The organism is Pseudomonas batumici (assembly GCF_000820515.1).
GTDB classification, from domain to species: Bacteria; Pseudomonadota; Gammaproteobacteria; order Pseudomonadales; family Pseudomonadaceae; genus Aquipseudomonas; species Aquipseudomonas batumici.
In genome coordinates, this window is the sequence record NZ_JXDG01000032.1 from 17054 (window position 1) to 29101 (window position 12048).

General features: G+C 63.0%; 12 protein-coding genes. 9 read left to right on the forward strand and 3 right to left on the reverse strand.

The window, feature by feature from the left end; all coding sequences use genetic code 11:
* Window positions 1-317: 317 nt before the first annotated feature.
* From hutH to UCMB321_RS12000, 9 genes are all read left to right on the forward strand, one after another.
* Window positions 318-1847 carry a histidine ammonia-lyase gene (gene hutH / locus UCMB321_RS11960; RefSeq protein WP_040066848.1) on the forward strand — a complete coding sequence of 510 codons (1530 nt, stop codon included), beginning with the start codon at window positions 318-320 and terminating at the stop codon, window positions 1845-1847.
* A gap of 73 nt (window positions 1848-1920) precedes the next feature.
* Window positions 1921-3297 (forward strand): FAD-binding oxidoreductase, encoded by a 1377-nt coding sequence (locus UCMB321_RS11965; protein WP_040066850.1) that lies wholly within the window; start codon window positions 1921-1923, stop codon window positions 3295-3297.
* A gap of 103 nt (window positions 3298-3400) precedes the next feature.
* Window positions 3401-4237 carry a transporter substrate-binding domain-containing protein gene (locus tag UCMB321_RS11970; RefSeq protein ID WP_052451154.1) on the forward strand — a complete coding sequence of 279 codons (837 nt, stop codon included), beginning with the start codon at window positions 3401-3403 and terminating at the stop codon, window positions 4235-4237.
* Window positions 4238-4306: 69 nt separating this feature from the next.
* On the forward strand, window positions 4307-4966 hold the full coding sequence (locus UCMB321_RS11975) for an amino acid ABC transporter permease (RefSeq protein WP_040066852.1): 660 nt from the start codon (window positions 4307-4309) through the stop codon (window positions 4964-4966).
* Window positions 4963-5634 carry an amino acid ABC transporter permease gene (locus UCMB321_RS11980; RefSeq protein WP_040066854.1) on the forward strand — a complete coding sequence of 224 codons (672 nt, stop codon included), beginning with the start codon at window positions 4963-4965 and terminating at the stop codon, window positions 5632-5634. Before UCMB321_RS11975 ends, UCMB321_RS11980 begins: the two co-directional genes overlap by 4 nt.
* 89 nt (window positions 5635-5723) lie before the next feature.
* Window positions 5724-6524: an amino acid ABC transporter ATP-binding protein gene (locus tag UCMB321_RS11985; protein ID WP_157015939.1), complete on the forward strand. Its 801-nt coding sequence runs from the start codon at window positions 5724-5726 to the stop codon at window positions 6522-6524.
* On the forward strand, window positions 6521-7654 hold the full coding sequence (gene hisC / locus UCMB321_RS11990) for a histidinol-phosphate transaminase (protein WP_040066860.1): 1134 nt from the start codon (window positions 6521-6523) through the stop codon (window positions 7652-7654). Before UCMB321_RS11985 ends, hisC begins: the two co-directional genes overlap by 4 nt.
* A 3-nt stretch (window positions 7655-7657) precedes the next feature.
* Window positions 7658-8395 carry a histidine utilization transcriptional repressor HutC gene (hutC, locus tag UCMB321_RS11995; protein ID WP_040066862.1) on the forward strand — a complete coding sequence of 246 codons (738 nt, stop codon included), beginning with the start codon at window positions 7658-7660 and terminating at the stop codon, window positions 8393-8395.
* Between the two features lie 163 nt (window positions 8396-8558).
* Window positions 8559-8837: a putative quinol monooxygenase gene (locus UCMB321_RS12000; RefSeq protein ID WP_040066865.1), complete on the forward strand. Its 279-nt coding sequence runs from the start codon at window positions 8559-8561 to the stop codon at window positions 8835-8837.
* A 108-nt stretch (window positions 8838-8945) separates the two neighbouring features.
* On the opposite strand, the gene dctM is transcribed toward UCMB321_RS12000, so the two are convergent.
* From dctM to UCMB321_RS12015, 3 genes are all read right to left on the reverse strand, one after another.
* On the reverse strand, window positions 8946-10229 hold the full coding sequence (gene dctM, locus UCMB321_RS12005; protein ID WP_040066868.1) for a C4-dicarboxylate TRAP transporter large permease protein DctM: 1284 nt from the start codon (window positions 10227-10229) through the stop codon (window positions 8946-8948).
* A complete protein-coding gene (locus UCMB321_RS12010) occupies window positions 10229-10867 on the reverse strand; it encodes a TRAP transporter small permease (RefSeq protein ID WP_040066870.1) in 639 nt (212 codons plus the stop codon). Before UCMB321_RS12010 ends, dctM begins: the two co-directional genes overlap by 1 nt.
* A 179-nt stretch (window positions 10868-11046) precedes the next feature.
* Entirely contained in the window at window positions 11047-12033 is a 987-nt protein-coding gene (locus tag UCMB321_RS12015; protein WP_040066872.1) for a TRAP transporter substrate-binding protein, read from the reverse strand.
* Window positions 12034-12048: the final 15 nt, after the last annotated feature.

Genomic DNA, 12048 nt, shown 5'->3' on the forward strand with positions numbered 1-12048 from the left:
TGCCCTTCGTCCTTCCAGCGACAGCCGGCACGCCAAGGCGACTCATCGTAGCGCAGTCGCCTTGAGCACCGGAAACTCCCTCAACCATTGGTTTCCCTTCGCCCCAACAGGGTGCGAAGGGAACGCTTGTGGTGCGACTTTTGGTTACACATTCAGGGTTCAACACATCGTGGTGTTCTTTTCGCGACCGCCTTGAATCGGCTCTGCAACGCCACTCTCTGACTGGAATAGCGACCTTGGCCCGCATATTGCTCATCCTGTATATACAGGAATATATAGCAACCTGGTCCACCCACCCTCCACCTCAGGACACTGCAATGCACACACCTCTGCTGCTCAAGCCCGGCCAACTCACCCTCGATCAATTGCGCGTCATCTATCGGAAGCAATGCGCGATCGAACTGGACCCCGCCGCTCGCGAAACCGTCGATGCGAGCACACGCACCGTGAACGCAATCATCGCCAACCAGCGCACGGTGTACGGCATCAATACCGGCTTCGGCCTGCTCGCCAGAACCTCGATCGCCACCGAGTCGCTGGCCAAGCTGCAGCGCAACCTGCTGCTCTCGCACTGCACCGGCACCGGTCCGCTGCTCGATGACGCCAGTGTCGGCCTGATCATGGCGTTGAAGATCGGCTCGCTGGCCCGTGGCTTCTCCGGCGTGCGCTGGGAAGTGATCCAGGCGCTGGTCCGGCTGTATGTCGCCAAGGTCTATCCGTGCATCCCGTCCCAGGGATCGGTGGGCGCCTCGGGCGACCTGGCACCCCTGGCGCATATGTCCGCCGTGCTCATCGGCGTCGGTCGCGTGCGTCATGAAGGACGTGAAATGGATGCCGTCGAAGGCTTGGCGATTGCCGGCCTGGAACCCATGGTACTGGGACCGAAGGAAGGCCTGGCGCTGATCAACGGCACCCAGGTGTCCACCGCACTGGCGCTGCGCGGGCTGTTTGCCGCCGAGAAGCTGTTCAGCGCCGCCGTGGTCGCCGGCAGCCTGTGCGTGGAAGCCTTGAAGGGCTCCGACGTGCCCTTCGATCCGCGCATCCAGGCAGTCCGTGGTCAACTCGGGCAAATCGACGTGGCCCAGTACTATCGTGAACTGCTGGCCGACAGCGAGATTCGTCAATCGCATATCGATTGCGCCCGGGTCCAGGACCCCTACTCGCTGCGCTGCCAGCCACAAGTCATGGGCGCCTGCCTGGACCACTTGCGCTTTGCCGCCGGCGTGTTCCTGCGTGAGTCCAACGCGGTTTCGGATAACCCATTGGTGTTCAGCGCCGACGGTGACGTGCTCTCGGGTGGCAACTTCCACGCCGAACCGGTGGCGATGGCCGCTGACGTCCTGGCCCTGGCGATTTCCGAAATCGGGGCCCTCTCCGAACGGCGGATCGCCCAGTTGGTCGACCCCGCGCTCTCCGGCCTGCCGGCCTTTCTGGTGCGCGAAGGGGGCCTGAACTCGGGCTTCATGATCGCCCAGGTGACCGCCGCCGCCCTCGCCTCGGAAAACAAGACCCTGGCCCACCCGGCGTCGGTGGACAGCCTGCCGACTTCGGCCAACCAGGAAGACCATGTGTCGATGGCCACCTTTGCCGCCCGCCGCCTGCTGGATATGGCCGGTAACAGCAGCGCCGTGGTGGCCATCGAGCTGCTGGGGGCGGCCCAGGGTGTGGACCTGCATGCTCCGCTCAAGACCTCGAAGAAACTCGGCGAGGTCATGGCGATGATTCGCAGCGAGGTCGCGCATTACGACGAAGACCGTTACTTCGCGCCCGACATCGCGGCAGCCAGGGCCTGGGTCGAATCCGCCGCCTTCGAGCGCTGGATGCCCGCCGAACGCCTGTATGCCTGATTGAAGCCGGATTGGCGGAGGCGATCTACCCTGTATGAGCCTCCGCCACCTTCCCTGACCGTGAGTTGAGCCGATGAGCGATCCAGCACAAACCCTCGAACAGTTGCGCCAGGCGTTAGGTGATGACGCGGTCGTCACCGGGACGAACATCAGTCAGCGTCACTACAGCGACTGGACCGGCCATGCGCCGGCCTGCCCAGCCGCGCTGCTGTTGCCACGGACCACCGCGCACGTCGCCAGTGCCCTGCGCATCTGCAATGCCGCCAGACAACCGGTGGTTCCCCAAGGCGGCATGACCGGGCTGGCCGGCGGTGCCGTACCCCGGGCAAGCGATATCGCCCTGTCCCTGGAACGCCTGCGCGGCATTGAAGAGCTCGACCCGGCGGCGGCCACCGTCAGCGTCCTGGCCGGCACCCCGCTGGAGGACATCCAGCAGGCGGCGCTCAACGCAGGCTTTGTCTTTCCACTGGACCTGGGAGCCCGCGGCTCATGCCAGATTGGCGGCAATATCGCCACCAATGCCGGGGGCAATGCGGTGATTCGCTACGGCATGACCCGCGACCTGGTGCTCGGGCTGGAAGTGGTCCTGGCCGATGGCCGGGTGCTCGATTTGCGCAACAAGATGATCAAGAACAACTGCGGTTATGACCTGAAACAGTGCTTTATCGGCAGCGAAGGCACCTTGGGCGTCATTACCCGTGCGGTCTTGAAACTCGCGCCGCAACCGGGCCCGACCAGCACCCTGCTCTGTGCCCTGCCCGACTACGCCAGCGCCGTCAGCCTGCTGCGGCGGATTCAACGCAGCGTCGGCACGCCCCAGGCCTATGAGCTGATGTGGCAGGACTTTTTTCGCCTCGGTGTGAGCTGGCTGGAAAACCCGACAGCGCCGATGTCGCTGGACTATCCGCTGTATGTGCTGCTCGAGTCCGCCGTCCCCGGGGAGCCGCTCGAAACCTTGCTTGAGCAGGCGTTCGCCGACGGCGAAGTGCTCGACGCGGTACTCGCCGGCTCCCAGGCCCAGGCCCGCGGACTCTGGAAAATCCGCGAAGCAACCGCTGAGTTTCCACTGCGCATGACCCCGTTGAACTTCGACGTCAGCCTGCCGATCGGCCTGATCGGCGACTTCGTCGAGCGTTGTCGCACACGCCTGGAACAGCACTGGCCGGGCAATCACAGCGTGTATTTCGGCCACATCGGCGACAGCAACCTGCATCTGACCGTGGACTGCACCTCCCTGCCCCAACCCGCGCCGATCCTCGACATCGAAGAACTGGTGTACAGCGCCGTCGGCGAACTGGGTGGCTCGGTCTCCGCCGAACATGGCATCGGCCTGCTCAAGCGCGAGTTTCTCCATCACTCGGTAGGTCCCGAAGCTCTCGCGGTAATGCACCAGCTCAAGGACTGCCTGGACCCCAACGGCATTCTCAACCCGGGCAAGATTTTCGTCTGAAGAGCTGTATATACCGGAGTGGCACGTTAACTGCTGATGCAATCCCGAATCACCGCAGGAATCACACACCCAACCTCGCTGCATCCCCTGAAGGAGTGACACCATGCAAGTCGATTCTCTAGTGAGCAAACGCTTCAACGGCCTGTGCCTCGCCCTGACTCTGACGGTCGCGTCCCTGACAGCCCATGCCGATCAACTGGCGGATGTAAAAAAAGCCGGTGAGCTGGTGGTGGGTACCGAACTGCAATTTGCACCTTTCGATTTCACCGATAACGGTAAGCAGAAAGGCCTGAACGCCGAGTTGTTCGATCAGTTGGGCAAGGAGCTGGGGGTCAAGGTGAAGTTCATCGACCTGCCATGGCCCAGTGTGTTGCCAGGGCTTGAAGCGAAGAAATTCGACATGGTCGCCGGCCCTATCATCGTGACCCAGGCCCGCAAGGAGCGTTATCACTTCATGTTGCCGATCGCCGAAGCGACCGTTGCCTTGATGGCTGGCGCCGGCGACAACAGCATCAGCAAACCGCAAGACATTGCCGGCAAGGCCGTGGGCGCGGGCAAAGGCTCGGCGCAACTCGAAGAACTCAAGACCTTCGCCGCCACGCTGCCGGAGAAAGTCACGATCCGTGAATACATCGACAACAACCAGGCCTACGCCGACCTCGCGGCCAAACGCATCGTCGCCGTCGCCAACTCGCTGCCGAACATCTCGTACGTCGCCGCCGAGCGCAGCAAGGCCTTCAAAGTGATCCAGCCACCGTTCGGCAAAAAATCCTACTTCGCCTACCTGGGCCGCAAGGATGACGACGCCAACAGCTTGATCGCCGCCCTCGATGCCGGGCTGCTGAAGATGCATGACGACGGGCGCCTCGCCGCGCTGCAGAAAAAATGGCTGGGCGCCGAGATGGATGTGCCGAAAGCCGACTTCACCCCGGCCTGGTAAATCCGCCTGCCCATTGACGCGCCTGATCGCCGGCCCTGGCCGGCGATCAACTGAGTCGGAGTCGCCGCGATGTTCGATTGGCCCTTATTTTTGCAGAACCTGCCGTTGTTGCTGACCAGCCTGCTGGTGACCCTCGAGGTCTCCACCGCGGCCCTGGTGATCGGCTTTTTCATCGGCATCCTGGTCGCCAGCCTGCGCCTGTCGCCGCTGCCGTTGTGCAGACGCCTGGGGGGCGCCTACATCTTCGTGTTCCGCGGCATTCCGCTGCTGGTGCAATTGCTCTTCGTCTATTACTTCCTGCCCCGCGTCGGCTTGCCCAACGTGTCGCCGCTGACGGCCGCGATCATCAGCCTGTCGCTGTGCGCCGGCGCCTACATCGCCGAGATCCTGCGCGGTGGCTTTCTCGCCATCCCCGGCGGCCAGCTGGAAGCCGCCGGGCTACTCGGCCTGAGTACCCGGCAGATGCTGGTCCGCATCCGCGTACCACAAGCCGTGCGCCTGACCCTGCCGGCCCTGGTCAACGAAATGATCCTGCTGATCAAGGCGTCTTCGCTGGTGTCGGTGGTCGGCCTCGCCGACCTGACCCGCACCGCACAGAACCTGGCGGCCAGCGACTACCTGTTCGTTCAGGACTACCTGATGCTCGCCGGCTTCTATTGCCTGATCAATATCCCACTGGCGTTCTGCGGCGGCCAGCTGGAACGCCGCCTGAAGGAGCAACGCATATGATCTTCGATCACCGGATCATTACCGAGCACCTCGACGATATCGCCCAAGGCCTCATGGTCACCCTCGGCACCTGGTCCGCCGGCGTCGTCCTGGGGTTGTTCCTCGGCTTGCTGATCGCCGTGGCGCAGTTGTTTGGCAATCAGCTGATTCGCGCGCCGCTGCGGGCGTTCATCGAAGTGATCCGCAGCACACCGTTTCTGGTCCAGCTGTTCCTGGTCTACTACGGCGGCCCGTCCTTCGGATTCAGCCTGGAGCCGATTCCCGCCGGGGTCCTCGGCTTGGGCATCTACGGCAGTGTCTACTTCGCGGAGATCTTCCGAACCGGTTTCCAATCGGTGGCCCGCGGTCAACTGGAAGCGGCCGACTGCCTGGGCATCACCCGCTGGCAATGCATCCTGCGCATCCAGTTACCGCAGATGCTGGTGATCATCCTGCCGGCGCTGGTCAACCTGGTGACGATCCTGTGCAAGGAAACCGCGGTCCTGTCGATCATCACCATCCCGGAACTGACCATGGTCATGACCGGCATCGGCTCACAAACCTTCGCCTTCGTCGAAACCCTGTTGGTGCTGTGTATCGGCTACCTGCTGCTGGTCGAGTTCTGCTCGCGCCTGGGGATGTACCTGGAGACGCGGGTCGGGCGCTTCATGAGCAGGCAGCCGCTATGAACGACGCACAACACCCTCTGAAACCCATTGTCGCGAAACCAGGTGACCCCATGAAAACACCCGAGCAACACCCCGACGACCCGCAACCCATGCTGCGCCTGCGCAATGTCGGCAAGAGCTTCGGCACCCTGCGTGTACTCAAGGGGATCGACCTGGAAGTCCGGCGTTCCGAAGTGGTGTGCCTGATCGGCCCTTCCGGCTCGGGCAAAAGCACCCTGCTGCGCAGCATGGCGTTCCTCGAGGAGTATGACGAGGGAGAGATCCATATCGAAGGCCAGTTGCTCGGTTATGTGGCGGATAACGGCAAGGGGCGCAAACGCGCCGCGCAAGCCCGGATCAACCAGGTCCGGCGCAATGTCGGCATGGTCTTCCAGCAGTTCAACCTGTGGCCGCACATGACCGCACTGGGCAATGTCAGCGAAGCCTTGCTGCGGGTGCGCAAACTGGCGCCTGCCGAGGCCCGTCAGCGCGCCCTGGCGATGCTCGACAAAGTCGGCCTGGCGCACAAGGCCGACGTCTATCCGATCCAGCTCTCCGGTGGCCAGCAACAGCGCGTGGCGATTGCCCGGGCGCTGGCCATGGAGCCGCACATCATGTTGTTCGACGAACCGACCTCGGCGCTCGATCCGGAACTGGTGGGCGAAGTCCTGCAGGTCATGAAGGCCCTGGCCAGGGAAGGCATGACCATGGTGGTGGTCACCCATGAGATGGGCTTCGCCGCACAAGTCGCCGACTCGGTGGTGTTCCTCGATCAGGGTCAGGTGGTCGCCCAGGGCACGCCGCAGCAGATCTTCCACGACACCGAACACCCGCGCCTGCAGCAGTTTCTGCAGAACTATCTGGATCGCAATGCGTTCTGGCAAGACAACCAAGAGGTTTCCCTGGTATGACCGCTGCTGAACTGCAACTCCTCGCCCGCCCACAAGTACGCGACCTCGCCAGCTACAACGCCGGCCTCGGTACGGAAGCGGTGAGCAAGCGCTTCGGGCTGACCCGGGTGGCCAAGCTGGGCAGTAACGAAAATCCCCTGGGGCCGGCCCCCGCGGTCGCCGCCGCCATGGCCCAGGCCTGTTCAAGCATCGCCCTCTACCCGGATGCCAGTTGCCTGGAGCTGCGTGCCGCCCTCAGCGCCAAGCTTGGCGTGCCGGGCAATCAACTGGTATTCGGCAATGGTTCGGAAGATTTGCTGAGCATCATCAGCCGGGTGTTCCTCGACCAGGGCGATGAAGTGGTCACGGTGGTGCCCGCGTTCGGCCTGCACTTCATCTACCCTATTGCCGCCGGCGCCCAAGTAACCGGCGTGCCGATGACCGACGAAGTCCGCTTCGACGTACCGGCCATGATCCGGGCGCTGACGCCGAAAACCCGCCTGCTGATGTTTTCCTGCCCCTCCAACCCGGTTGGCTGCACCCTCGACGCCGACGAATTGCAACAGCTGCTGGCGGCACTCCCGCCGCAGTGCCTGCTGGTGTTCGACGAGGCCTATTACGAGTACGCGCAATTCGAGGAGGGCTATCCCGATTGCCTGGGGCTGATCCAGGCCAGCGGCAAGCCGTTCATCCTGCTGCGCACCTTCTCCAAGGCGTATTCCCTGGCCGGGTTGCGGATCGGCTACGGTATCGTCAGCGACCCGTTGCTGGCCGACCTGATCGATCGTCTGCGCACGCCGTTCAATATCAATCGCGTGGCCCAGGCCGCAGCCGTTGCCGCGCTGGCGGACGAAGAGCATCTGCACGCCGGACTCGCCCACGTGGCCCACGAACGGCGGCACATGGTGACAGCCCTGCACAACCTGGGCCTGGATACCGCCCCGTCCATGGCCAACTTCCTCTACTTCAGCACACCGTATCCCGCTGAAACCCTCAATCAGGCCTTGCTGCGCAAAGGCGTGATCGTCAAACCCTGGCGTGAAAATGGGTACACACAGTACTTGCGCGTATCCATCGGTAGCTGTGAGGATAACGACCTTTTTCTCAAGGCCCTGGCAAGTGTTCTTGCCGCTCAAAAAGATGCGGACTGACCCATGATCAAAAATGCACCGCAAGCCCTCTATCGGCGCGCGAAGGACTTTGTGCAAGACAAACTGCGCAGCGGTGAATGGAAGCCCGGAGACCTGATTCCGTCGGAAAATCGCCTGGTGCAGGAGCTGGGCATTTCGCGCATGACCGTCAACCGCGCCTTGCGCGAGCTGACGGAAGAAGGCCATCTGCTGCGGATCTCCGGCGTCGGCACCTTCGTGGCCGAAAGCAAGCCGCAATCGAACCTGCTGCGCATCACCAATATCGCCGACGAAATCATCGCCCGGGGGCACCGCTACTCCTGTCGCGTCCTGCACCTGGGCCGCGAAGCCGCCTCGATGCCGGTGGCCGCCGCCCTGGCGTTGCCCACCGGCTCGTCGGTGTTTCACCTGACCTGCGTACACAGCGAAGAAGGCGTGCCGGTGCAGTTCGAGGACCGCTACGTCAACCCCGAACTGGTGCCGGAGTTCCTGCAACAGGACTTCGGCGAACAGTTGCAACCGGCGCGCTACCTGCTGCAGGTCATTCGCCCCGATGAGATGGAACATATCGTCGAGGCCGGCCACCCCAGCAGCGACGAAAGCAGGCACATGCAGATCGACGCCCTTGAGCCCTGCCTGATCCTGGTACGGCGTACCTGGAGCCAGAACAAGATCGTCACCTACGTTCGCCTGACCCACCCATCATCGCGTTATCGCCTGGGCAGTCGCCTGCCGGTAACGGGCGCCCACAGGGACAGTTGAACCAAGGCCGCAGGCCATTGCAGACGGCCTGCGCCTGGCCGATACGCTGCGGAATTGGCCTTGGGGAATTCCCGGGAATTGGCTATAGATCAGGCCATACCCGCCGCCTATTCTTGTTCACGCCCCCCGCTTCCCGGGGTGGCCTGCACACAGGAGCCCCAGAATGTCCACTCATGTGATCAATATCGTTCGACTGGAGGCCGTCCCGGGTCGTAGCGAAGCCCTGGGGCAACGCTTGAACGAACTGGTCGAAACCCTGCGCTCGACACCAGGCTGCCTCGACTACTCGGTGACAGGGTGTAGCGATGCCAACGACTGGATCGTGACAGGCCACTGGCAATCCCCCGCCGCGCTGCAAGCCCATTTCGAGCTGCCGGCGCTGCAAGGTTTTATCGATCTGCTCGGCTGCCAACTGGCCCATAGCATCGACTTCCAGCACTAGCCCCTGCTTGAGGGCACAAACTCTGAAAGCCCCCGAAGTTCATCACCATGCCCCTCATCGGAACCACAATGACCCGCCGCCCCGGCGTCCGGACCTGACGCGCACAAGTCAGGGCATGCCCAACCAGTGCGGCAGCGTCAGCGAGATCATCGGCACGTAGGTCACCAGGATCAGGAACGCCAGCAGGATCATCAGCCACGGCAACGCCGCGCGAATGGTCTGCCCCAGGCTCAGCCCGGTCACCGCCGAGGTCACGAACAGGTTCAGCCCCACCGGTGGATGCACCAGGCCGATTTCCATGTTCACCACCATGACGATACCCAGGTGAATCGGGTCGATCCCCAGCTTCACGGCAATCGGGAAGAAGATCGGCGCCAGGATCAGCACGATAGCGGATGGTTCCATGAAACTGCCCGCCACCAGCAGCACCACGTTGACCATGATCAGGAAACCGATCGGCGTCAGCCCCTCGGACACCACCCAGTTGGTGATCTGCTGTGGGATCTGCTCAGTCGTCAGCACATGGGCAAACAGGATGGCGTTGGCAATGATGAACATCAGCATGATCGCCAACCGGCCCGACTCCATCAGTACCTTGGGGCAATCGCCGATCTTCATGTCCTTGTAGATGAACAAGGCGACAAACGCCGAATACACCGCCGCCACCGCCGCCGCTTCGGTCGGGGTGAACAGGCCGCTGTAGATCCCGCCGAGGATGATCACCAGCAACAGCAGGCCCCAGAAGGCCCGGCGCGCAGCCGTCAACCACTCGCGAAAGGTCGCGCGCGGTTGGGCCGGCAACTTCTTGATCCGCGCCACGATGTAGATCGCCACCATCAGCATCAGGCCCAGCAGCAGCCCGGGAATCACCCCGGCCATGAACAGCTTGCCCACCGAGGTTTCCGTGGCCGCCGAGTACACCACCATGACAATCGACGGCGGAATCAGGATGCCCAGGGTCCCGGCGTTGCAGATGATGCCGGCGCCGAATGCCTTCGGATAACCCGAGCGCACCATGCCCGCCACCGCGATGGAACCCACCGCCGCCACCGTCGCCGGCGAGGAGCCGGACAAGGCCGCGAACAGCATGCAGGCCAGCACGGCGGCAATCGCCAGGCCGCCGCGAATATGCCCGACACAGGCATTGGCGAAATCGATCAGGCGCTTGGCCACCCCGCCGGTGGTCATGAAGGCCCCCGACAACAGGAAGAACGGAATCGCCAGGAAGGTGTAGGCGTCCGAGGTTTCGAACAGCTTGATCGCCAGGGAACTGAGGGAGTCCTGGCTGAAGATCAGGATCGACACGGCACCCGACAGGCCCAGGGAAATCGCGATGGGCACGCCGAGAAACATGAAGGTGAACAACAGCAGAAACAGACAGAGGACGGTCATCAGTGCTGCTCCTTGTCTTCGCCCGCCAGCTTGCTCGCTTCGCCGGCTTCATCGGCCAGGCCCAGCCCGGTCTGGCGACGGGTGAAAATGCGGTAGAAGATTTCCAGGTAGCGGATCAGGACCAGGGCGAAGCCCAGCGGCACGATGACCACGATGTAGCCGACCTTGACCCCGTACTGGTCGAGGTCCTCGGCGCCGATGCCGGCGCTGAGCACCGCGCCCAGCCATTTGTAGCTGGCCACCATGAACAGCCCGGCGTAGGCCAGGCAGCAGGCGCAGGCGAGCAGCGCCAGGTAGCGCTGCACCGGGCGTGGCGTCAGCTTGACGAGCGCGTCCACTCCCAGGTGGCCGGCGGTACGCACGCCGTAGGAAATACCGAAGAAGATCAGCCAGCCGAACATGGCCTTGGTCAGGGCCACGCTCCAGGTCATCTCCTGGGCCACGGTCATGGTGGCGTCGCCCAGGGTGCTGAAGAAGCCGCTGCTCCAGGCCCAGCGGTCCGCCAGGTTGAAGAACAGCGTGTAGATGTTGTTGGCCATCACGTAGACAAAGGTCACCAGCGTCATGGCCGCCAGCAGGAAGGCAATGAAGCCTTCCTCGAAATGTTCCCAGATGCGCCGCAACGATCGCGTTTGCATGGACAGGACTCCGCGAGAGGAAAAGGATATATCTAGGTTGAACGCGGTCCCTTGTAGGAGCCGGCTTGCCGGCGATGGGGCCCGTAAGCCTTGCATCGCCTGATCGGCCGTCATCGCCGGCAAGCCGGCTCCCACAGGTGTTCGGTGTTCGCAAGCCAAACGCCTGCACGCCGCGCCTGTCAGGGCTGGTTGGACTTGTCCGCCGCCTCGATCAGGTCGGCGCCGATTTCACCCTCGAACTTCTTCCATACCGGCTTCATCGCTTCGCGCCATTGCCCACGCTCTTGCGGCGTCAGTTCGACGATTTCGCTGGTCCTGGCGTCGACGATCTTCTGCCTGGCGCTCTGGTTCAGGGCTTCGGCCTGCTTGTTCACTTCGACGGTGACCTCGGCCATGACCTTTTCCAGCTCGCCGCGGATGTCCGGCGGCAGGCCATCCCAGAACTTGCTGTTGGTGATCACCATGTAGTCGATCAGGCCGTGGTTGGACTCAGTGAAGTACTTCTGCACCTCGTTGACCTTCTGGCTTTCATAGTTCGACCAGGTGTTCTCGGTGCCGTTGACGGTGCCGGTCTGCAAGCCCTGGTAGACCTCGGCGAAACTCATCTTGCGCGGGTTGGCGCGAATGGCCTTGAACTGCTCTTCCAGCACGCTGGAAGCCTGGACACGGAACTTCAGGCCGCGGGCGTCACCCGGAATGTGCAGCGCCTTGTTCGCGGAAATCTGCTTCAGGCCGTTGTGCCAATAGGCCAGGCCGAGAATCCCCTTGCCCTGCATCGAGGTCAGCAGCGCCTTGCCCTGGGCGGCCTGGAAGCGGTCGACGGCGCCCAGGTCATTGAACAGGAACGGCAGGTCATAGATCTGGATCTGCTTGGTGTACTGCTCGAACTTGGCCAGGGACGGCGCCAGCATCTGCACGTCACCCAGCAACAAGGCTTCCATCTCCTTGCCATCGCCGAACAGCGACGAGTTGGGGTAGACCTCGACCTTGACCTTGCCCGGCAGGCGTTCTTCGGCGAGTTTCTTGAACAGCAACGCGCCCTGCCCCTTGGGCGTGTTTTCCGCGACGACGTGGGCGAACTTGATCACGATGGGCTCGGCCGCCTGCGCAAGGCCGGCGGCGAGCAAGGTGGCGGCGCAGAACAGCGCCCGGGTCAGCTTGAACATGTGAGTCACCTTCTT